General features: G+C 62.5%; 19 protein-coding genes. 13 read left to right on the top strand and 6 right to left on the bottom strand.

Features of this window, described 5'->3' with window-relative positions; genetic code table 11:
• From AACY36_RS21070 to AACY36_RS21010, 13 genes are all read left to right on the top strand, one after another.
• A complete protein-coding gene (locus tag AACY36_RS21070) occupies nt 1–1,971 on the top strand; it encodes a MacB family efflux pump subunit (protein ID WP_339437199.1) in 1,971 nt (656 codons plus the stop codon).
• Nucleotides 1,964–3,367, top strand: a complete 1,404-nt coding sequence (locus AACY36_RS21065; protein ID WP_339427864.1) for an efflux transporter outer membrane subunit — start codon at nt 1,964–1,966, stop codon at nt 3,365–3,367. The genes AACY36_RS21070 and AACY36_RS21065 overlap by 8 nt, the downstream gene beginning before the upstream one ends.
• Before the next feature lie 104 nt (nt 3,368–3,471).
• The gene (locus AACY36_RS21060) at nt 3,472–4,269 is read left to right on the top strand and encodes an alpha/beta fold hydrolase (RefSeq protein WP_339497545.1); all 798 of its coding nucleotides are present in this window, start codon (nt 3,472–3,474) and stop codon (nt 4,267–4,269) included.
• Between the two features lie 60 nt (nt 4,270–4,329).
• A complete protein-coding gene (locus tag AACY36_RS21055) occupies nt 4,330–5,100 on the top strand; it encodes a FadR/GntR family transcriptional regulator (RefSeq protein ID WP_339497544.1) in 771 nt (256 codons plus the stop codon).
• 127 nt (nt 5,101–5,227) lie between these two features.
• The gene (locus AACY36_RS21050; protein ID WP_339418006.1) at nt 5,228–6,430 is read left to right on the top strand and encodes an ABC transporter substrate-binding protein; all 1,203 of its coding nucleotides are present in this window, start codon (nt 5,228–5,230) and stop codon (nt 6,428–6,430) included.
• A gap of 57 nt (nt 6,431–6,487) precedes the next feature.
• Nucleotides 6,488–7,348, top strand: a complete 861-nt coding sequence (locus AACY36_RS21045; protein WP_339418008.1) for a branched-chain amino acid ABC transporter permease — start codon at nt 6,488–6,490, stop codon at nt 7,346–7,348.
• 1 nt (nt 7,349) lies between these two features.
• Nucleotides 7,350–8,360, top strand: coding sequence for a branched-chain amino acid ABC transporter permease (locus AACY36_RS21040; RefSeq protein ID WP_339418009.1), 1,011 nt, complete (start codon nt 7,350–7,352; stop codon nt 8,358–8,360).
• Entirely contained in the window at nt 8,357–9,106 is a 750-nt protein-coding gene (locus tag AACY36_RS21035) for an ABC transporter ATP-binding protein (protein WP_339418010.1), read from the top strand. The genes AACY36_RS21040 and AACY36_RS21035 overlap by 4 nt, the downstream gene beginning before the upstream one ends.
• A complete protein-coding gene (locus tag AACY36_RS21030) occupies nt 9,106–9,801 on the top strand; it encodes an ABC transporter ATP-binding protein (RefSeq protein ID WP_339418011.1) in 696 nt (231 codons plus the stop codon). Before AACY36_RS21035 ends, AACY36_RS21030 begins: the two co-directional genes overlap by 1 nt.
• A 13-nt stretch (nt 9,802–9,814) precedes the next feature.
• Complete coding sequence (locus AACY36_RS21025) at nt 9,815–11,083, top strand: Zn-dependent hydrolase (RefSeq protein ID WP_339418013.1); 1,269 nt, start codon at nt 9,815–9,817, stop codon at nt 11,081–11,083.
• On the top strand, nt 11,080–12,483 hold the full coding sequence (locus tag AACY36_RS21020) for an amidase (protein WP_339418015.1): 1,404 nt from the start codon (nt 11,080–11,082) through the stop codon (nt 12,481–12,483). The genes AACY36_RS21025 and AACY36_RS21020 overlap by 4 nt, the downstream gene beginning before the upstream one ends.
• Nucleotides 12,484–12,564: 81 nt before the next feature.
• The gene (locus AACY36_RS21015) at nt 12,565–13,428 is read left to right on the top strand and encodes a LysR family transcriptional regulator (protein ID WP_339418017.1); all 864 of its coding nucleotides are present in this window, start codon (nt 12,565–12,567) and stop codon (nt 13,426–13,428) included.
• Between the two features lie 58 nt (nt 13,429–13,486).
• Nucleotides 13,487–14,491 (top strand): LacI family DNA-binding transcriptional regulator, encoded by a 1,005-nt coding sequence (locus AACY36_RS21010; RefSeq protein WP_339497543.1) that lies wholly within the window; start codon nt 13,487–13,489, stop codon nt 14,489–14,491.
• Here the strand turns inward: AACY36_RS21010 and AACY36_RS21005 are convergent.
• The 6 genes from AACY36_RS21005 to AACY36_RS20980 all read right to left on the bottom strand — a co-directional run bounded on the left by AACY36_RS21005 (nt 14,488) and on the right by AACY36_RS20980 (nt 21,395).
• Complete coding sequence (locus tag AACY36_RS21005; RefSeq protein ID WP_339418021.1) at nt 14,488–15,213, bottom strand: SDR family oxidoreductase; 726 nt, start codon at nt 15,211–15,213, stop codon at nt 14,488–14,490. The two genes, AACY36_RS21010 and AACY36_RS21005, sit on opposite strands and share 4 nt — an antisense overlap.
• Nucleotides 15,214–15,298: 85 nt before the next feature.
• Entirely contained in the window at nt 15,299–16,831 is a 1,533-nt protein-coding gene (locus AACY36_RS21000) for an FGGY-family carbohydrate kinase (protein ID WP_339497542.1), read from the bottom strand.
• Nucleotides 16,832–16,833: 2 nt separating this feature from the next.
• The gene (locus AACY36_RS20995; protein WP_065875978.1) at nt 16,834–17,913 is read right to left on the bottom strand and encodes an alcohol dehydrogenase catalytic domain-containing protein; all 1,080 of its coding nucleotides are present in this window, start codon (nt 17,911–17,913) and stop codon (nt 16,834–16,836) included.
• Nucleotides 17,914–17,941: 28 nt separating this feature from the next.
• Nucleotides 17,942–18,934 (bottom strand): ABC transporter permease, encoded by a 993-nt coding sequence (locus AACY36_RS20990; RefSeq protein ID WP_339418026.1) that lies wholly within the window; start codon nt 18,932–18,934, stop codon nt 17,942–17,944.
• Entirely contained in the window at nt 18,900–20,408 is a 1,509-nt protein-coding gene (locus AACY36_RS20985) for a sugar ABC transporter ATP-binding protein (protein ID WP_339418027.1), read from the bottom strand. The genes AACY36_RS20990 and AACY36_RS20985 overlap by 35 nt, the downstream gene beginning before the upstream one ends.
• A 63-nt stretch (nt 20,409–20,471) precedes the next feature.
• Nucleotides 20,472–21,395, bottom strand: coding sequence for a substrate-binding domain-containing protein (locus AACY36_RS20980; protein WP_339418029.1), 924 nt, complete (start codon nt 21,393–21,395; stop codon nt 20,472–20,474).
• Between the last annotated feature and the right edge of the window lie 57 nt (nt 21,396–21,452).

Raw genomic sequence — 21,452 nt, 5'->3', positions numbered from 1 at the left:
TTGACCACGCCCCTGATCGAACTCAAGAACATCCGCAAATCCTACGGCGGCGGCGACAGCCCGCAGGTCGACGTGTTGCGCGGTATCGACCTGTCGATTCATGCCGGGGAGTTCGTTGCCATCGTCGGCGCCTCGGGCTCCGGCAAGTCCACGCTGATGAATATCCTCGGCTGCCTCGACCGCCCAAGCGTCGGTGACTACCTGTTCGCCGGGGAAAACGTCGCGCGCCTGGACTCTGACGAACTGGCCTGGCTGCGCCGCGAAGCCTTTGGCTTCGTGTTCCAGGGCTACCACTTGATTCCCTCCGGCTCGGCCCAGGAAAACGTCGAGATGCCGGCGATCTATGCCGGCATCAGCGCCACCGAGCGCCATGCCCGCGCCAACGCGCTGCTCACGCGCCTGGGCCTGGCCGACCGCACCGGCAACCGTGCGCACCAGCTTTCCGGCGGCCAGCAGCAGCGCGTGTCCATCGCTCGCGCATTGATGAACGGTGGCCACATCATCCTGGCCGATGAACCCACCGGCGCCCTCGACAGCCACAGCGGCGCCGAGGTCATGACCCTGCTCGACGAACTGGCCAGCCAAGGCCACGTGGTGATCCTGATCACCCACGACCGCGAAGTGGCGGCGCGGGCCAACCGCATTATCGAGATTCGCGATGGGTTGATCATCAGTGACTCGGCCGATGGCAGCGAAGTTGCTCCTGCATTAGCCAACGGCGCCCTGCAAGCCGTTGACCTGCGCCAACGCCTGGCCGACGGCGCCGAGCACAATGGCGCGTGGAAAGCCGAACTGGTGGATGCCGTGCAAGCTGCCTGGCGGGTGATGTGGATCAACCGCTTCCGCACGGCGTTGACCCTGCTGGGCATCATCATCGGCGTGGCGTCGGTGGTGGTGATGCTCGCGGTGGGCGAAGGCAGCAAGCGCCAGGTCATGGCGCAGATGGGTGCGTTCGGTTCCAACATCATCTACCTCAGTGGCTCGTCGCCCAACCCGCGTACGCCGCCGGGGATCGTGTCGCTCAATGACGTCCACGCACTGGCAGGGCTGCCCCAGGTGCAGCGCATCATGCCGGTCAACGGCAGCGAAGCCGGGGTGCGTTTTGGCAATGTCGACTACATGGCCTATGTGGGCGGCAATGACACCAACTTCCCGGAGATTTTCAATTGGCCGGTGGTCGAGGGCAATTATTTTACCGCCGAGGACGAGCGCGCCGCCGCCACGGTGGCGGTGATCGGGCATCGTGTGCGCGAGAAACTGTTCAAGGGCGAGGTCGACCCCATCGGCCAGTACATCCTGATTGAGAACGTGCCGTTCCAGGTGATCGGGGTGCTGGCGGAAAAAGGCGCCAGCTCCGGCAACAAGGACAGCGACGACCGCATTGCCATCCCTTATACCGCCGCCAGCGTGCGCCTGTTCGGCAGCTATAACCCCGAATACGTGGTGATCGCGGCGGCTGATGCGCGCAAGGTCCACGAGGCCGAGTTGGCCATCGATCAGTTGATGCAGACGCTGCACAACGGCAAGCGCGACTACGAGCTGACCAACAACGCGGCGATGATCCAGGCCGAAGCCCACACGCAGAACACGCTGTCGTTGATGCTTGGTTCGATTGCCGCGATCTCCCTGTTGGTGGGCGGTATCGGCGTGATGAACATCATGTTGATGACTGTGCGCGAGCGTACCCGCGAAATCGGTATCCGCATGGCCACCGGCGCACGCCAGCGCGACATCCTGCGCCAGTTCCTCACCGAAGCGGTGATGCTCTCGGTGGTCGGCGGCCTGTGCGGCATCGCCCTGGCCCTGCTGGTGGGTGGCGTGCTGGTACTGGCCGAGGTGGCGGTGCAGTTTTCCCTGGTGGCGGTGTGTGGCGCATTTGGTTGCGCGCTGGTCACCGGCGTCGTATTCGGCTTTATGCCGGCCCGTAAAGCTGCCCGGCTCGATCCGGTTAAGGCGTTGACCAGTGAATAAACGATCCATCTACTTGCCCGGCTTGTGTGTGTTGCTCAGCGCCTGCGCCGGCAACCCACCGGCCATCGACACGGCTATTGCGCCGCCTGCCGCCTGGCAATACGCCGAGCGCGACGCCGCCCAGGCCACCAACCAGCAATGGTGGACACACTTCGCCAGCCCGCAGTTGAACCGACTGGTCGAGCAGGCCCGCCGTGACAGTTTCGACGTTGCCGCCGCCACGGCCCGTGTGCGCCAGGCCCAGGCCAGTGCGGTGATAGCCGGCGCGCCGTTGTTGCCCGAGGTGAAGTTCAACCTTGAGACCAGTCACCAGAAACTCATACGCGGCTCAGGTGGACCGAACCTGGATGCGTCCCAAAGCGACGACGCCGTCGACAACTTCGGCGCCAACCTCACCGCCAGCTACGAAGTGGACTTCTGGGGTGGCCGCGCCGCCGCTCGCGACAGCGCCCTGCACAGCCTGCGCGCCAGCGAGTTTGACCAGGCCACCGTGGAACTGACCCTGCTCAGCAGCGTGGCCGACCGCTACGCACAAACCCTCGCCGCCCACCAGCGCCAGCAGATCGCCGAGCTGAACCTGGCCAATGCGCGCAACGTGCTCGACCTGGTACAGACGCGCTATGACGCCGGCTCCGCCACGGCCCTGGAACTGGCCCAGCAAAAAAGCCTGGTGGCCAGCCAGCAACGCCAGCTGCCGCTGATCCAGCAATTGGCCGAAGAATCGCAGATCACCCTGGCCGCCCTGCTCGGCCAACCGGTGCAGACCTTGGACCTGGGCGCCGAGCCCTTTCAGGCACTGACCTGGCCGAGCATCGGCGCCGGCCTGCCCAGCCAATTGCTCAGCCGCCGGCCCGACATCGCCAAGGCCGAGGCGCAACTGGCGGCGGCACAGGCTGATGTCACCGTGGCCCGCGCGGCCATGCTGCCCGCCGTCACCCTTGGCGCGACCCTGGGTTCCGACGCCTACAAGGCCATGGATGTGTTGCGCAGCCCCTATTACACGCTGACTGCAGGCTTGGTCGGCCCGATCTTCAACAACGGCCGTTTAAGCGCTGAACGCGACAAGGCCCGCGCACGCCAGGAAGAACTGCTGCAGACCTATCGCGGCGCGATCATCAATGGCTTTGCCGATGTGGAAAAAGCCCTCAGCCGCATCACCCGCCTCGACCAGCAACGCGACTGGCAAAGTGAAGAGTTGCACCAAGCCCGGACAGCGTTCCAGATCGCCGAAAGCCGCTACCAGGCAGGTGCCGAAGACCTGCTCACGGTGCTGGAAACCCAGCGCACGCTGTACGCGGCCCAAGACCAGAATGTGCAACTGCGGCTGTCGCGCCTGCAAGCCAGCATCGCGCTGTACAAGGCACTGGGCGGTGGCTGGCAGGCACAGATCCGATAAACAAAACTCCGATTTCGTACATTAGCCGTCTTCTCCCCCTACATTCTTCAACCTGAGGTCCTTGGTAAAAAAGCCGCTATCACACGGCCACCCAGGACCTCTCGATGACTGTTGCAAACTACCTGACGTGCGCCTGTCTCTGGCTGACCGCAAGCCTTGCCCCTGCCCAACCACTGCTCCCTCCCACCACCATAGACTGGCTGCTGGACTGTCACCTGCCCACCGTTAAGCGTCTGGACCCCAAGGTGCTGCAACGCACCCAATGCGGCATCGTGAACGTACCGCGCAATTACGCTATGCCCCGGCAAGGCAGCGTGCGTCTCTACCTGACGCGCGTCGGCGCCCGTGACCCGTTGAACCGGGAGGGCGTGGTGTTTGCCCAGCCAGGCCACGCCGCCGCAAACAACCAGGGCGGCACCTTTGTCATTCACCTGACCAGCCTCTGGGGCGCCTACGCCAACCCCGCCTATCGCACGCTGGTCAACCGTTACGACGTGATCGAACTCAGCCCCCGCGACCTCAGCAACGACAACGGCATCGAACAGGCCGCTCAGGACATGGAGTACGTCCGCACGCAACTGGGCGACGCCCAACTGCTCTACCTGGGCAATGATAACGCCGCCCGCCTGGGTAGCCGTTACGCTGCGCTGTTTCCCGAGCGCGTGGCGCGCATGGTGCTGGTCAACGCGCAACAGGCCGAGGAAGCGGCTCCGCCGGTCGAGCAACTGCGGCTGAAAGAACCCGTCAAGCACGCCGCCAGCAGTTGTATCAACCGCTGGGTCGGGGACTTCCTGGTCTTTGGCAAGCAGCCACCGCCGTCCACGCGTTGCCTTGACTCAGGTAACCGCAGAGCCGCCACCCGTTTGCGACCTGTTTCCACCGAAAACGACACGTGGCGTTGACGCTGCATCCGGATCGCTATTAAGTGCTATTTATCCGCATTAATACGATAAATCGAACCCATGCTAAGTCGCCCACTCCGACGCAAACGCCAGAAGCTGTCCGATGTGATTGTCGAGTCGGTCAAGCGCTCCATCGTCACCGAGGCCTTGAAGCCCGGCGACCGTCTACCCACCGAACGTGAGCTGATGGAAAGCTTCCAGTGTTCCAAGGGCTCGGCCCGCGAAGCGCTCAAGGCCCTGGAAGTGGAAGGCCTGGTGAGCACACGCACCGGCCCCAGCGGTGGTGCTTACCTGAACCAGGCCGGCACTGAGCCAGCCAGCCGCGCGCTGCGCAACTACCTGCACTTCCAGCACCTGGATGGCGAACAGGTGTACCAACTGCGCAAAGTCATTGAAGTGGAACTCGCGGTGTCGGTGCTTGGGCGCTTGAGCGAAGACGACTACCAGGCCCTGCAAGACAACGTGGATTTCTGCAGCGCCCCGGAAGACAGCGAGTCCGGCCAGCGCGAGCAACGCCTGGCGGAACTGGAGTTCCACAACCTGCTGGCCAAGGCCTGCCCCAATCCGTTGCTGAGTTTTATGGCGCAGTTCCTCAACGACCTGCTGCGCGACCTGGTGGTGTTGAAAAAGGCCTACAAGCCCAAGCGCAAGCAGTTCGACGCGGCCAACCTGGATTATCACAAGCAGTTGCTGGTCGCCTTCCGTGCCGGGGATGAAAGCGCGGTGCGCGGTTTGATGCATGAGCATATGTGCGATGCGGAACACCATATGACGGCGCTGGAAGGTGAAGTCAGCCCGCACTTCCTTCTGGAGTTCGATCACCGCCCCTAAAGACACCACAGTTTGACCCTATTCCAACCAACACCTGCGTTATCCAATAACAGGCCTGCCCACAGGCCCTTGCTCCACCGTATCGCCCTTGCCACTCCTGCCAATAACTACACCAGGGAGTCACCCCATGCAGCGTCGTACGTTGTTGAAAGCCAGTCTCACCGCAGCCGCCGCCCTCAGCCTCCCGCTGAGTATCCGGTCGGCATTCGCCGCCGAGCCCTTTACCTTTTACGGCCTCAAGTCCATGTCTGGCGCCTTTGCCAGCTATGGCAAATTTGCCGACATGGGTTCGCGCCTGGCGGTGGAACAGCACCCCGAACTCCTCGGGCGCCCACTGAACTACAAAGTCATCGACACCGAAGGCAATGCCGGCAAGGCCGTGCGCAAGGTGCAGGAAGCCATCCAGCAGGACGGCGCGCGGTTCTTCCAAGGCTGCACGCTGTCGTCGTCGGCACTGGCGGTTGCCAAGGAAGTCGACAAGGTCGGCGGTGTGTTCATGACCCCGGTCGGCGCCGATGAAGTCACCGGCAAGGATTGCAACCTCGCGACCTTCCGCTGGTCGGTGCCCACCTACGGCGCGATCCGTGAAACCATGGTGCCGCTGATCAAGCTGCTGCCGGACGCCAAGCGCTGGTACACCATCACCCCGCAATACGTGTTCGGCGAAGCGCTGCTCGAAGGCGCAAAAACAGTGCTCAAGGAAAACGGCCTGGAACACATTGGCAACAGCTACCACTCACTGCAAGAACAAGAATTCTCCGGCTACCTGACCAACGCCATCGCCGCCAAGCCCGATGTGCTCGTGCTGCTCAACTTCGGCAGCCAGTCGTCCAACACCCTGCGTCAGGCGGTGAACTTCGGCATCAAGGAGCGCATGAAAGTGCTGCTGGTATGGTCCGCCGGCCTCGACCAATTCCAGGAATTGGGCAGCGATGTGCTTGAAGGCGTGTACCTCGGCGCACAGTACTGGCACCAGGTCGACACCCCGCTCAACCGTGAACTGGTCAAGCTGACCCAGGCGAAGTACGGCATCAACCCCACCTACCCGCTGGCCGCCGATTACATCAGCACCAAGGTCATGCTCGAAACCATCATTTCCACCGCCAGCTTTGACGGCAAAACCGTGGCCAAAGCCATGCAGGGCTTGAGTTTCGAAGGGCCGACCGGCAAGGAATCGATCCGCGCCGGCGACCACCAGGTGATCAAGGATTACTACCTGCTGATCGGCAAGGCCACCGGCGACATGGCCGACAAGGACGACCTGGCCAAGGTGCTCAGTGCCGGCCAGTCGTTCCCGCCGGTAGAAGCCACGGGCTGCACGCTCGGCTGATCCCCTGAATTTGGTAGCGCAGGGCCGTGCAAGCGGCCTCCTGCAGAGGGTTCCTGCATGCTTTCTCTTTACCTGTTCCAGATACTCAACGGCCTCGGATTGGGGATGATCTACTTCCTGATCGCGGTCGGTCTCACGATCATTTTCGGCCTGCTCAACTTCGTCAACTTCGCCCACGGCGCGTTCTTCTTGCTGGGCGCCTACATCTGCTACACCGCCGTAAGCCTCACCGGCAACTTCTGGCTGGCGCTGCTCATCGCCCCGTTGGTGGTGGCCGCGTTGGCCTGGGCTATCGAGCGATTATTGATTCAACGGATTTACCACTTGCCGCACATGTTCCAGATCCTGGTGACCTTGGGCATCGCGTTGATCATCCAGGAAGCCAGCGTGATGATCTGGGGCCCGGTGGGCAAGAGCGTCGCCGTGCCAGAACTGCTGCGCGGCGTGCTGGTGGTGGGTGACTTCGTGTACCCCTATTACCGCCTTTTCCTCATCGCGTTTTCCGGGCTGGTCGGCCTGGGCCTGTGGCTGCTGTTGGAACGCACGCGCTTCGGCGCTCTGGTGCGGGCAGGCAGTGAAAGCACCGAGACCGTGTCGCTGCTGGGCACGAATATCTTCCGCCTGTTCTCCATGACCTTCGCCCTTGGCGTAGCCCTGGCCGGCATGGCCGGTGTGCTGTTCGCACCGTTGCGCGGCGCCCAGCCCTTCGTCGGCCCGGAAATTCTCGGGGTGGCGTTTGTGGTCGTGGTGATCGGCGGCATGGGTTCGTTCAGCGGTGCGCTGGTCGGCGGTTTGCTGGTGGGCGTGGTGCAAAGCCTGATGACCACACTTTGGCCCCAGGGCGCGAGCCTGATGATCTACGGCGCAATGGCCGTGGTGATTCTGGTACGTCCTTACGGCCTGTTTGGGAGAGCCTGACATGAGCGAGAAAAATCCCCTGCCGTTTGCCAAGACGCAATCGCGCGCGATGTTGCTGTGGGTATTGGCAGTGCTGATTGGCCTGCCGTTGATACTGCCATCGGCGACCCTGGCCACCGAGATTCTGATCTTTGCCATGGCCGCCCTCGCCTGCAACTTGCTGCTGGGTTACACCGGGCTACTGTCCTTCGGCCAAGGCATCTTCTTTGGTGCCGGCGCGTATTGTGCGGCGTTGCTGATGATCCACCTGCAAATGGGTTTGTTCACGGCGCTGCTTGGCGCCGCCGTCGCCGGTGGGTTCCTGGCCTTGTTGGTGGGCGCCCTGGCGATCCGCCGCACCGGCATCTACTTCGTGATGCTGACCCTGGCGTTCAGCCAAATGGCTTACTTCGTCGCCTATACGCTCAGTGACTGGACCGGCGGCGACAACGGCCTGCTCAGCGTGCCACGCCCGCAAATCCGTCTCGGTGACAGCGTGTTGCTGTCGCTGGCCGACGCCCGCGCCTTCTACGGTTTTGTCGCGGTGCTGTTCCTGCTGATCTTTATCGGCGCACGCCGGGTGATCGCCTCACCGTTCGGCAGCACGCTGATGGCGATCCGCGAAAACGAAACCCGTGCCTCGGCCATCGGCTACGACACGCGGCATTTCAAGATCCTGGTGTTTGTACTGTCCGGCGCGGTCACCGGGATTGCCGGGGCGCTGTACGCGATGCTGCTGCACTTTGTGCCGCTGTCGAATATCGACCTGATGATGTCCGAGAACATCCTGATCATGACCATCGTCGGCGGCACGGGCTCGTTGTTCGGCTCGTTGCTGGGCGCCGGTTCCATCGTGTTGCTGGGGGATTTCCTCTCCGACCTGTGGCCGCGCTGGCTGATGCTGTTAGGGTTGATTTTGATCCTGGTGGTGATCTTCATGCGCGGTGGTTTGTGGGGCGGCCTGGTGTCGCTGTTTGAACGCGTGCGAGGCGGTCGCAAGGCCGCCGCTGTCGCCAAGGAGGAAGGGCTATGAGCATCCTGCTCGAAACCAACGACCTGGAACTGGCCTACGGTGCCTTCCATGCGGTGAATGGCGTAAACCTCAAGGTCGAAGCCGGCACCATCCACACCATCATTGGCCCCAACGGCGCGGGCAAGACCAGCCTGTTCCACTGCCTCACCGGTGAACGCCAGGCCACCGCCGGGGCGATTCATTTCGACGGCAGGAACCTGATGCGCAAACCTGCCCATGCCCGTGTCGGCCTGGGTATGGCGCGCTCGTTCCAGCTCACTAGCCTGTTCCAGAACCTCAGCGTGCGCGAAAACCTGCGCCTGGCCGCCCAAGGCCGCGATGGTGCACGCGCCCTGAATTTCTGGCGCCGCGTGGACAGCAAGCGCGAACACCTGGAGATGGCCGATCAAGTGCTGGAGCGCCTGCAACTCACCGCCCGCGCCGATACCCTGGCCGGCGAGTTGTCCCACGGCCAGCAACGCGTGCTGGAGGTGGGCATGTCGATCTGCTCCAAACCCAAACTGTTGATGCTCGACGAGCCCACCTCGGGCATGGGCATCGACGACATCCCGATCATGACCCAACTGATCAGCGACCTCGGCCGCGACCACACGGTGCTGTTGATCGAACACAACATGAGCATTGTCATGTCCATCAGCCAACGCATCACAGTGATGAGCCACGGGCAGATCCTGGTGGAAGGCACGCCGGAATTCGTGCGGGCTGATGAACGTGTGCGCAGTGCTTACCTTGGGGAGGCTGCCTGATGCTGATCGTCGACAATATCCACTCCTACTACGACAAGAGCCACGTGCTGGAAGGCGTGTCGCTGACCGTAAACCCTGGCGAGTTGGTGACACTGCTGGGACGCAACGGTGCCGGCAAGACCACGACGCTGCGCAGCATCCTCGGGATTATTTGCCCACGTCAGGGCCAGATCCATTTCAACGGCCAGGCGCTGGTGGGCCAGAAGGTCTTTGAAATTGCTCGCCAGGGCCTGGCGCTGGTACCTGAGAACCGCGGAATTTTCCGCCTGCTGACCGTCGAAGAAAACCTGCGCATCGCCGCACGCAAGACCAGCCGCTGGCAGCTCGAAGATGTCTACGGCATGTTCCCGCGCCTCAAGGAGCGGCGTAAAAACGCCGGCCACGCGCTGTCTGGTGGCGAGCAACAGATGCTCGCCATCGCCCGTGCGCTGCTCAACGACCCAAAGTTGCTGATCCTTGATGAGCCCACCGAAGGCCTGGCCCCGGTGATCGTCGACGAGCTGGTGAAGATCCTGCGCAAGGTCAAGGACGACGGCCTGCCAGTGTTGCTGGTGGAACAGAACCTGATGGTCTGCGACAAGCTCGCCGACCGCCATTATGTGCTCGAACAAGGCCGCGTGGTCTACGAGGGCAGCGCCGCCGCTTTCCGCGCCGACCCGACCATCAAAAACCGCTATTTGGCCCTGAGTGCCTGACCGGAGACTGCTGATGAATAGTTTTGCGCAACCGCTCAAGAGCAACGCCCCGCTGATCAACCGCGACCGCCTGTGGCAATCCTTGATGGACCTGGCCCAGCTTGGCGCCACGGCCAAGGGCGGCGTGTGCCGCCTGGCCCTCACCGATCTGGACCGCCAGGCCCGCGACCTGTTTGTGCAATGGTGTGAGGCGGCCGGGTGCAGCGTCAGTGTCGACGCCATCGGCAATATTTTCGCGCGCCGCGCCGGACGCAATCCTGCCCTGCCCCCGGTGATGACCGGCAGCCATATCGACACCCAGCCCACCGGCGGCAAGTTCGACGGTTGCTATGGGGTGATGGCCGGGTTGGAGGTGATCCGCACCCTCAATGACTTGAACATCGAAACCGATGCGCCGATTGAAGTGGTGGTATGGACCAACGAAGAAGGCTCGCGCTTCCCGCCCTGCATGATGGGTTCGGGTGTGTTTGCCGGTAAATTCGATTTACAGGACACCCTCGATAAGCTCGACGACCAAGGCCTGTCGGTGGGCGCCGAGTTGCAACGCATCGGCTATGCCGGTTCGCGCGCGGTGGTCGGCCACCCGGTGGGTGCGTATTTCGAAGCCCATATCGAACAAGGCCCGGTGCTGGAAGACCAGGCCACGACGATTGGCGTGGTCATGGGCTGCCTGGGCCAGAAGTGGTTCGACCTCACCCTCACCGGCGTCGAAGCCCACGCCGGCCCGACGCCGATGCACCTGCGCAAGGATGCCCTGGTGGGCGCCGCAGAGGTAGTCAGCGCGGTCAACCGTATCGCCCATCAACAACAACCCCACGCCTGTGGCACGGTCGGTTGCCTGAGCCTGCACCCGGGATCGCGCAATGTGATTCCTGGCCAAGTGCACATGACCATCGACCTGCGCCATCTGCATGCGGACACGCTGCAAGCGATGGTCGATGAAGTGCGCGGCGTGATCGAAGCCACCGCCAAAACGCACGGCCTCACCTTTGAGCTGACGCCGACAGCCGACTTCCCACCGCTGGACTTCAACCCGGCTTGCGTCAACGCGGTGCGCGACGCGGCGAGTGTCTTGGGCTTGAGCCATATGGATATCGTCAGCGGCGCCGGGCACGACGCGATTTTCGTCGCCGAACTGGGCCCCGCCGGGATGATCTTTGTGCCGTGCGAAGGCGGCATCAGCCATAACGAAATCGAAAACGCCGCGCCGGATGACTTGGCGGCGGGCTGCGCGGTATTGCTGCGCGCCATGGTCAAGGCGGCTCAGGGGGATGTGGCATGAGTGAAATCGGCGAATTGACGGCAGTGCAACTGCTGCAGCATTTTCGCGACAAGCGCCTGTCGCCGGTGGAAGTCACCAGAGACGCTTTGCGGCGTATCGAACGTTTTAATCCGGTAGTGAATGCCTACTGCCATGTGGACCCGGAAGGCGCGCTGAACGCGGCGCGCGCTTCGGAACAACGTTGGCTCAACGGCCAACCCTGCGGCGCGTTGGACGGTGTGCCGGCGTCGATCAAAGACCTCACGCTGACGATTGGCATGCCCACTCGAAAGGGCTCGCGCACCTCATCCGCCGACGGGCCGTGGGAGGTCGACGCGCCCTTCCCGGCCTTTATGCGCAAGGCCGGCGCGGTGCTACTGGGCAAAACCACCACCCCGGAATTCGGCTGGAAAGGCGTCACCGATAACCCGCTCTACGGCATCACCCGCAACCCCTGGGACACACGCACCACGGCGGGCGGCTCGTCCGGTGGCGCTGGGGCCGCGGCGGCGTTGAACCTGGGCGTGCTGCACCAAGGCAGCGATGCCGGCGGTTCGATTCGGATTCCCTGTGCGTTTACCGGCACCTTTGGTATCAAGCCGACCTTTGGCTATGTGCCGCAGTGGCCGGCCAGTTCCATGACCCTCCTTTCACACCTGGGGCCGATGACCCGTACCGTGGAGGACAGCGTGTTGATGCTGCAGACCATCGCCCAGCCGGATGCACGGGATGGCTTGATCGGCGCGCCACGCACCACACCATGGCTGACGCCGGGTACGGATCTGAAGGGTTTGCGCGTCGCCTATAGCCCGAACTTCGGTTACGTGGACGTCGACCCGCACGTGGCCAAGGTCGTCGCTCAAGCGATGGCAGGGCTGGTGCAACTGGGCGCCCATGTCGAGCAAATCGACCCCGGCTTCAGCGACCCGCTGGAAGTCTTCAGCACCCTGTGGGCAGCCGGCGCCGCACGCCTGACCGGCGCCATGAGCGAGGCGCAAAAACAGTTGCTCGACCCTGGTTTGCTGCGCATCGCACGACGCGGTGAGCGGTTGAGCCTGGATGACTTCAGCGCCGCCCTCGAAGCACGCGCAGCACTGGTAGCGCGCATGGCGGCCTTTCATGAACATTACGACGTGCTGGTATCGCCGATGATGCCGATCACCGCGTTCGACGCCGGGCACGACGTGCCACCGGGCTCGGATTTTCAGGAGTGGACAGAGTGGACGCCGTTCACCTACCCCTTCAACCTCACCCAACAACCGGCAGCCTCAGTGCCGTGTGGGCTAGCAGCGAATGGGCTGCCGGTGGGCTTGCATGTGGTAGGCGCACGGTTTGCGGATGAAACGGTTTTAAGGGTGTGCCAGGTGTATGCCAAAGCATTCCCTACCCCGCACTTGCAGACACCCAAAACCCCAGCCTGAAATGCAATAACCTGTGCGGGCTTGCTCGCGCCGTTTTGACCGCATTCCATTACAATGCCCCCATTCATCACCGGGGGCTTCATGGACATCGAACTGGCACGCACTTTCCTCGAAATCACCCGCTGCGGCAGCCTGGCTGCAGCGGCCGAGAAACTGCACGTCACCCAGACCGCCATCACCGCACGGGTCAAGAGCCTAGAAAGCCAGTTGGGCAGCACGCTGTTCGTGCGCAACCGTGCTGGCGCGCGGCTGACCGCCGATGGCGAAGCCTTCGTGGTGTACGCCAACCAATTGCTGCAAACCTGGGAAGCCGCCAAGCGTGACCTGCCCTTGCCGGATGGCTATCGCAACGTGCTGCACATCGGTGGTGAGGTCAGCCTGTGCAACCCGCTGATGCTCGGCTGGGCCCAGGCGCTGCGCCAACATATCCCCGGCCATGCGCTGCGTACCGAAATCCGTGAAGGCGAGTACCTGTTGCGCCAGTTGGAACTGGGCGTGCTCGACGCCGCGCTGGTGTTCCAACCGCAGTACTGGCCGGGGTTGCAGGTGGAGCAGGTGCTGGAAGAAAAACTGATCCTGGTGCAACTGGTGAGCAATCCAGCCCCCTATGTGTATATCGACTGGGGCCCAGGCTTTCGCCAGCAGCATGACGCAGCTCTGCCCGACAAGGCCCGCGCCGCGCTGAGTTTCAACCTCGGGCCACTGGCGTTGCAGTACATCCTGGAGAACGGTGGCGCCGGCTATTTCCGTACCCGCGTGGTGCAAAGCTACCTCGACAGCGGCGTGATGCAGCGCGTGCCGAAGGCGCCGGAGTTCAGCTTTCCCACTTACCTGGTGTATGCAAGGGCGCGAGATTCGGCGGTGTTGCAACAGGCGCTGGGGTTGCTTCGCGAAGTGGTCAAGGCCGAAAGTGACTGGTCGCAGCGCTGGGACCCCTTGATTTGAATCACCCTGACTCCGCGCGCATGCTAGCCTGCGGGGGTTTCCTTTTGCAGCCTTGCCGATGAACAAGAAAAAGTCCGTCACCATCAGCGACATCGCCAAACGCGTGGGCATGACCACCATCACGGTGTCCCGCGCGCTGAGCAAACCTGACCTGGTCAAGCCGGCCACCCTGGCGCGCATCCTCGAAGTAGCGCGGGAGCTGGACTATGTGCCCAACGCCTTCGCGCGCGGGCTCAAGCGCAGTGAAAGCCTGATCATCGGCGTGATCACCGCCTCAGTGGACAACCCGTTCTACAGCGAAATGATCAAGGCGATTTCCCGCGAGGCCAAGCAGCACGGCTACACCATCATGCTGGTGGACACCGACGAGCTGGAAGAACTGGAAAGCAAAGCCGTGGACACCCTGTTGGGCTACCGCGTGGCGGGGATCATCCTGTCGCCGGTCTCGGACGAGCCGAGCTACCAACCCGACTACCTTGAACGCCTGGGCAACGGCAAGACCCCGCTGGTGCTGCTCGATCGCACGATCCACGACAGCCCGTTCAGCCGCGTGGTGCTGGACAACTACCACAGCGGCATCCAGGCCGCGCACTACCTGCTGCGCCAGACACCCAAGCTCAAGCGCCTGCTGGTGCTGACGGGGCCCGAACACTCACGCATCACCGTCGAACGCCTCAAGGGCCTGCACGAAGTGCTGGCCGAACATCCCCAGGTGCAGGTCGAAGTGCAGGCCGGCGACTACACGCTGATGCCGTCGTACCTGCACACCCTCGACTACCTGGCCGAACACTCGGCGCCGGATGCGATCATGGGCTTCAACCAGTTGATCACCCTCGGTGCCCTGCGCGCGTTGCGCATGCACAACATCCCCCACGACAGCCTGACCATTTGCGGCATCGACCGCCTGCCCTTCGCCGATATCTTCGGCGTGCCCATCGCCTGCGTGGCCCACGACGCGTCCTTGGCCGGCAGCAGCGCGGTACGCCTGTTGCTTGACCACCTCGAAGACCCGTTCAAACCACGGGACAAGGTGGTGATAGCCGGCCAGTTGGAAAACGGCTAGCGGCTGGTATAGCCGCCGTCGATGGGCAGGCTGACACCGCTGATCATGCTGGCGGCGCGGCTCAGCAGGAACAGCACCGGCAGCGCAACTTCCACGGTTTCAGCGAAGCGTCCCAAGGGAATAGCCGCCAGCGCAGGATCACGCTTGGCCGGCTCGGACCAGGCCATGGTCGCCATCGGTGTGAGCGTGACCGTAGGATTGACGCTGTTGACGCGAATCCCAAAACGGCCCCACTCGGCGCATTGCACGCGGGTGATCGCGTCCAGCGCGGCCTTGGACGCGCAGTAGCCGAGGTGATCGTCCAGGGCCACCAGCGAGGCCTGGCTGGAGACGTTGACGATGCTACCGGCGATGTGTGCCTTGATCATTTTGGCGGCCACGCGGCTGGCGACTTGCGCGGCGGCGCGGGCGTTGACGTTCATCACTTGGTCGAACGCGTCGGCGCTGATCATGGCAGCGGGTTCCAGGCGCGAGATGCCGGCACAGTTGACCAGGCCGTGCAGCGGCGGCAGGTCTTGCAGGGCTTTGTCGAGGGCGGTGCTGTCGGCGATGTCCAGGCAGAGGGTGTGGCAGCCGAGTTGGGCCAGGGCTTGGGCGTCGCGGCCGAGGGCAAAGACGTCGGCGCCGCTGGCGATCAACTGCAGGGCGATCTCGCGGCCGATGCCACTGCTGGCGCCGGTGACGAGGATACGGTGGTGGGTGAAGTCGAAGGCTGCGTTCATAGATCACAATCTCAAGAACAATGGAGATCCCCTGTGGGTGCGACGGTTCGACTTGCTCGCTCCCACATTTTTGGGCTGTGTTGAATCAGTTGGTTTGCAGGGTGTGCATGATCGGTTTCAGGGCGGGATACAGCTTCAAATACTCGGCAAACGCTTGGTCGTAGGTTGCGATATTTTCCCGCTGTGGCTCCGCCCGCAGCGCCAACTGCACCCACCCTTTATCCATCTCCCCGTCACTCACCAACCCCACCGTATGCGCCGCCAACAACGCCGCACCCAGCGCCGCTTCGACCTCCTGAACGATGGTGTACACCGGGTACTGCGTAATATCCGCGATGATCTGCATCCACAAATCCGAATGGCTCGCGCCACCCACCACGATCAAACGCGGGTCCAGGGAATGCGCCCCGCGAGTGCCCGCTTCGATGTTATGCCGCAGGGCAAAACTCACCCCCTCCAGCACCGCGCGGTACAGGTGAATGCGGCTGTGATACAGGTTCAAGCCGACAAAACTGCCACTTGCGCGGTCATCCCACACCGGGCTGCGCTCGCCCATCAGGTAAGGCAGGAACAGCAGGCCCTCACTGCCCGCCGGAATGCTCATCGCGCTCTGTTCCAGCAGCGCCAGACTGTCCTGGCCGGTGGCCTTGGCCTGTTGCTCTTCAGCCTGGCAGAACTGCTCGCGAAACCAACTGACCGAGGCACCGGCGGTGATCGCACCGCCGAATATGTACAGGTCCCGGTGGCCGTTGTAGACGTGGGGCATGCTCACCAAGCCGTGGTGTGCATCCACCTGCTGGTTCAGGTAACCCCAGCACATGCTGGTGCCGATCATCGCCACGTGATTGCCCGGCTGAGTCACGCCCGCTGCCAAGGTGGCCATGGCCGCATCGACGCCACCGGCCAGGATCGGTGTACCGGCCTGCAGGCCCAGGCGCAATGCCCAGTCTTGCAACAAGCCACCGACCACTTCACCGGAATACACCAAGCGTTCAGGCATCATCGCCTGCGGTATGCCCAGTGCATCGAGCATCTCGCCGGACCAGCCGCGCGCGGCCACATCGTAGACACCACCGATATTGCCGGCGCTGCTATGGTCCACCGCCAACTCACCCGTGAGGCACAAGTTGATATAGCTGTTGGGCGGCAGCAAGTAGCGGGTGTTCGCCCACACCTCAGGCTGGTGCTGCTTGAGCCAGAGCATCTTGGTGAAACCGTAGTAGCTGTCCACCGAGTTGCCGGTGACCTCGAACAAGCGTTCCAGGTCCACCTGCTCGCGCACCCAGGCCACCTGCTCGCCGGCGCGGCGGTCCATCCAGATCAGGCACGGGTGCAGCGGTGTGATCTGTGCATCCACCGCAATTCCCGAACCGCCATACAGGCTGCTGATGCACAGCGCCTTGACCTGCTGCGCCGCCACGCCGGCCTTGCCCATGCACTGCGCGACACAGGCTTCGACGGCGTCCAGCCAGACCTGCGGCCATTGTTCGGCCCAGCGCACTTTCGGGGTATCCACGCGATACCCCTGGCTGTGCTGGGCGATGATCGTGCCTTGACCATCCACCAGCAGCGCCTTGGTGCTCTGGGTTCCTATGTCGACACCCATCACGTAGTTCATGCTCAGGCCACCGGCTTCAAGAGCACCTTGATTGACTTGGTCGAGTTGGCCAGCTCAAACGCTTCGGCGTAGTCATCCAAGGGGAAATCGTGGGTGACGATGCCCTTGGAGGTGACCAGGCCACGTTCGAACAGGTCGATGGCAATCGGGTAGCAGTAAGGCCCGAGGTGGGCACCGCGCACGTCCAGCTCCTTGCGGTCGCCGATGATCGACCAGTCGACCGTAGTCTCGGCGCCAAACACGCTGAACTCGACAAAGCGCCCGAGCTTGCGGATCAAGTCCAGGCCCTGGGTGACGCCGGCCGGTACGCCAGTGGTTTCGATGTACACGTCGCAACCATAGTTGTCGGTGAGGCCGTTGATGATCTCGCGAGCGTTGTCGCGGGACGGGTTGATCACCACATCAGCGCCGAATTTTTTTGCCAGTTCCAGACGCTCGTCGACCATGTCGATCACCACCAGTTTTTTCGGGGTTTTCAACGCGGCGACCTGGACCATGCACAAGCCGAGGGTGCCGGCACCGGCGATGACCACCACGTCGTCAAGCTGGACATCGCCACGGTTGACGGTGTGGATCGAGCAGGCCATCGGCTCCACCAGCGCCGAGTCTTCCAGCGACACCGATTCAGGGATCTTGTGCACGATGGCGGTCTTGGGAATGCGCATGTACTGGGCCATGCCGCCTTCGGCCACTTCACGCTGGAAGCCGAAGATGTTGTGCACTTCGCACATCCAATACTTGCCCGATTTGCAGAAGCGGCACTTGCCGCAGGGCACGATCTGCTCGGCAATCACTTTGTCGCCTACCGCGACGTCGAAGTGCTCTTCGCCGCCCTCGCCGACTTCCACCACATAGCCAAAAAACTCGTGCCCCGGCACGACCGGCGCCTTGACCCACGGGTTGTCACCCCCCCAGAACATTGCCGCGCCCGAGTGGCACTTGCAGTCACTGGCGCAGATGCCACAGGCGGCGATGCGGATCACCAGTTCATTGGCACGTGCCTGAGGTTTGCCGATGCGTTCCAGGCGGTAGTCTTTGGGGCCGTGGCAGACGACGGCTTGCATTTCGGTGTGCTTATCCATGGTGTCTGATCCCGTTCTTGTTAGGAGTTTATTTATGGCGCTGACGGCTGATAAAAATCGCCAGCAGAATGATCCCGCCCTTGATCACGCTTTGGACGTAGGGCGAAACGCCAAGCATGTTCATACCGTTGTTCAATACGCCGAGCAGCAGGGCGCCGAGCAACGTGCCGACGATGACCCCACGCCCACCGGCAATCGACGCGCCGCCAAGGACCACGGCAGCGATCGCATCGAGCTCGAACGACACGCCGGCGTTCGGCTGGCCGCTCATCAAGCGTGAGGTCAGCACCAGCCCGGCAATCGCCGCCGTGAGGCCGCTGATGCCGTACACCAGCAACTTGAAGCGCGCGGCGCGCACGCCGGACAAACGCACCGCTTCTTCATTGCCGCCGATGGCGTAGATGTAGCGGCCGATGCGCGTGTGTTGCAGCAGCACATAGGCGGCGGCGTAGGTGATCAGCATGATCAGGATCGGCACTTCAATGCCGAACAGCCTCTGGCGGCCGAAGAAGCCGAACCACTCCGGCAACCCGGAAATCGGGTAACCGTCGGTGTACATCAGGCCCAGGCCACGGGCGATGCCCATGGTCGCCAGGGTGACGATGATCGGCGGCATGTGCAGGTAGGCCACGAACAGACCGTTGCCGATGCCGAAGGCCACACCGATCAACATGCCCGCGCCAATCGCCAACCCTGGCGGCAGCCCCGCGACCATCAACCCGGCGGTAAGCGTGCCGGACAAGGCCATCACCGGCCCCACCGACAAATCGATGCCGCCAGTGAGAATCACGCAGGTCATGCCCACCGCGATAATCGCGTTGATCGACACCTGGCGGGCGATGTTCGACAGGTTGCTGGCGGTGAGGAACGTGTCGCTGGCGAGGATCATCACCAGGGTCACCACCACCAGCCCCACAAACGGATAAAACGCCGGCGAACGCACTAGCCTCGCCAGGTTCAGGCGCAGCCGGCTGCTGTCGCCGCTGCTAATGGACGTATTCACTTGAGCCCCCTGTTGCATGGCGCATGACCTCTTGAGGATTGACGGCAGACGCTTCGAGTACCTTGACGATGGCGCCCTTGTGGAACACCGCGACGCGGTCGCACATGCCAATGACTTCCGGTAATTCGGAGGAAATCATGATGATTGCGTAGCCCTGCTCGGTGAGGCTGCGCATCAGCGCGTAGATCTGCGCCTTGGCCCCCACGTCGATGCCACGGGTGGGTTCGTCGAACACCAGCACGTTGCAGTGGTGATTGATCCAGCGGGCGATCACGACTTTCTGCTGGTTGCCGCCACTGAGGTTGAACACCCGGCTTTCGCTGCTCGGGGCTTTGATCGACAGCTGTTTCATCAGGCCTTCGACGCTCGCACATTCGCGGCTTTTGTCGATCAGGCCGGAGGCGTTCTGGTATTTGGGCAGGTTGTTCAGCGAGATGTTTTCGCGAATGCTGAAATCAGTGATCAGCCCTTCGCTCTTGCGGCTTTCCGGGAGCAGGCCGATGCCGTGGGCCAGCGCCTGGGCCGGGTCATCGAGGGTGATTTTTTCACCGCGCAGCCACACCTCTTTGCTCACTGCCGGCAGCGCGCCCATCATGCCCAGCGCCAGTTCGGTACGGCCGGAGCCGACCAAGCCGGCAAAGCCGAGAATTTCGCCCTTGTGCAATTGGAAGCTGTTGTGGGGGCCATTGCGCACCAATTGGATGTCCTTGACCTCCAGCAACAGCGAGCCGCGTGCGCTGGTCGGTTTGGGCGGAAAACTGCATTCCAGGCGACGACCTACCATCATTTCGACCAAACGGTCGATGTCACTGTCGGCCACATCGGTGACGCCGACATTGCCGCCGTCACGCAGCACGCTGATGCGGTCGCACACCTGGAAAATCTCTTCCAAGTGATGCGAGATAAAAATCACCGCCACGCCCTGGCGCTTGAGTTCGCGCATGATCTCGAACAGCAGCTCCGCTTCGCTGGGCGTAAGCGTGGCCGTGGGTTCGTCGAGCACCAGCAGGCGCGCATCCAGGGCCAGGGCCTTGGCGATTTCGACAAACTGCTGCTCGGCCACGCTCAGGTGCTTAACCGCGCATTGCAGGTCGATCCTCACGCCCAGGCGCTTGAACAAGGCCTCGCTGGCCTCGACCATCTGGCGCTTGCGCAACAGGCCGAAGCGGTTGCTCAGCTCATGGCCGAGGAAGATGTTTTCCACCGCCGTGAGGTAAGGAATCAGGCTGAATTCCTGGAACACGATGCCGATACCCGCAGCAATGGCATCGCGATAGGTCGCGAATTGCTGCGCCTGGCCGTCGATCAGGATCTGGCCTTCGTCTTGATGCTCGACGCCGCCGAGAATCTTCATCAGCGTCGATTTGCCCGCGCCATTTTCGCCGAGCAAGGCATGAATCTCACCGCGCTCGACTTGCAGGTTGATGGACTTGAGGGCCTGTACGCCCGGGTACCGCTTACAGATGTTTTCCAGCTTCAGAAGACTGCTCATACCGCCGACCTCGTATTCAGAAGGAAACCTTAAGCCCCACGGATGACGTGGGGCATGGACGATTTACCAGCTGAAATCCTTGGCTTTGGCCTGGTCGATCAAGGTGATGTCCACTGGAATGGAGGCCGGCACTTGCGAGCCCCACTTCTTCGCCAGGGCAATGCCCAGGGCGAGGCGGATCTGGTCGCGGGGGTATTGGGCCGAGGTGGCGATGAATTTGCTGCCGGGTTTCTGGATCGCCTTGATCGCTTCCGGCGCGCCGTCGACGCTGACCAGCTTCACGTCCAGGCCACTGGCTTCGATGGCCGACAGAGCGCCGAGGGAGCCGTTGTCATTCACGCTGAAAATGCCCTTGAGGGTGGGCTGGGCCTGCAGCATATTCTCGGTGACGGTCAGCGCCTGGTCACGCTCCTGCTTGCCGTTCTGGATGCTGACAATCTTGATGTCCGGGTGCTTCGCAACGGCCTCTTTGCAACCGCGCACACGCTCCAGGATCGGCACCACGGCGATGCCATCGAGGATGGCGATATTGCCTTTGTTGCCGATGTTCTTGGCCAGGTATTCACAGGCCTGGAAGCCGGCGTCGAAGTTTTTCGAACCGACGAAGGAATCGAGCGGGCCATCCGCCTGGGCGTCTACCGCGACCACCACCACACCAGCGGCGTGGGCGGATTTGACGGCCGACTGCACGCCCACCGAATCGGTGGGGTTGATCAGCAGGATATCGATGCCTTTTTGCAGCATGTCTTCGACGTCACTGACCTGCTTGGACACGTCATGGCGGGCGTCGGTGATGATCAACTTCGCGCCGATGGTCGCCCCGGCTTCTTCCAGGGCGTTTTTCATGGTGACGAAATAGGGGTTGTTGATTTCCTGGAAGGACGCGCCAATGCGGATCGGATTGCCAGTGTCGGCAAACGCCGGGGAAGCGGTGCCGAGGGTGATGCTTACAGCCAATAAACACAGGGTTTTCGGAAGCATTTTCATGGCATGGTTCTCTGTTTTGTTTTTATTTTTAGAGCAAATGTTATCGTTAACATTTTG

Source organism: Pseudomonas sp. EA_15y_Pfl1_P101, assembly GCF_963970835.1.
GTDB lineage: Bacteria > Pseudomonadota > Gammaproteobacteria > Pseudomonadales > Pseudomonadaceae > Aquipseudomonas > Aquipseudomonas tritici.
The sequence above is the reverse complement of the archived record's forward strand: the minus strand, read 5'-3'. Positions and strand labels throughout refer to the sequence as shown.

Coding starts and splice junctions, on each gene's coding strand:
- AACY36_RS21060 (WP_339497545.1), top strand. CDS start 3,472: ATGACTGTTGCAAACTACCTGACGTGCGCCTGTCTCTGGCTGACCGCA.
- AACY36_RS21055 (WP_339497544.1), top strand. CDS start 4,330: ATGCTAAGTCGCCCACTCCGACGCAAACGCCAGAAGCTGTCCGATGTG.
- AACY36_RS21050 (WP_339418006.1), top strand. CDS start 5,228: ATGCAGCGTCGTACGTTGTTGAAAGCCAGTCTCACCGCAGCCGCCGCC.
- AACY36_RS21045 (WP_339418008.1), top strand. CDS start 6,488: ATGCTTTCTCTTTACCTGTTCCAGATACTCAACGGCCTCGGATTGGGG.
- AACY36_RS21040 (WP_339418009.1), top strand. CDS start 7,350: ATGAGCGAGAAAAATCCCCTGCCGTTTGCCAAGACGCAATCGCGCGCG.
- AACY36_RS21035 (WP_339418010.1), top strand. CDS start 8,357: ATGAGCATCCTGCTCGAAACCAACGACCTGGAACTGGCCTACGGTGCC.
- AACY36_RS21030 (WP_339418011.1), top strand. CDS start 9,106: ATGCTGATCGTCGACAATATCCACTCCTACTACGACAAGAGCCACGTG.
- AACY36_RS21025 (WP_339418013.1), top strand. CDS start 9,815: ATGAATAGTTTTGCGCAACCGCTCAAGAGCAACGCCCCGCTGATCAAC.
- AACY36_RS21020 (WP_339418015.1), top strand. CDS start 11,080: ATGAGTGAAATCGGCGAATTGACGGCAGTGCAACTGCTGCAGCATTTT.
- AACY36_RS21015 (WP_339418017.1), top strand. CDS start 12,565: ATGGACATCGAACTGGCACGCACTTTCCTCGAAATCACCCGCTGCGGC.
- AACY36_RS21010 (WP_339497543.1), top strand. CDS start 13,487: ATGAACAAGAAAAAGTCCGTCACCATCAGCGACATCGCCAAACGCGTG.
- AACY36_RS21005 (WP_339418021.1), bottom strand. CDS start 15,213: ATGAACGCAGCCTTCGACTTCACCCACCACCGTATCCTCGTCACCGGC.
- AACY36_RS21000 (WP_339497542.1), bottom strand. CDS start 16,831: ATGAACTACGTGATGGGTGTCGACATAGGAACCCAGAGCACCAAGGCG.
- AACY36_RS20995 (WP_065875978.1), bottom strand. CDS start 17,913: ATGGATAAGCACACCGAAATGCAAGCCGTCGTCTGCCACGGCCCCAAA.
- AACY36_RS20990 (WP_339418026.1), bottom strand. CDS start 18,934: ATGCAACAGGGGGCTCAAGTGAATACGTCCATTAGCAGCGGCGACAGC.
- AACY36_RS20985 (WP_339418027.1), bottom strand. CDS start 20,408: ATGAGCAGTCTTCTGAAGCTGGAAAACATCTGTAAGCGGTACCCGGGC.
- AACY36_RS20980 (WP_339418029.1), bottom strand. CDS start 21,395: ATGAAAATGCTTCCGAAAACCCTGTGTTTATTGGCTGTAAGCATCACC.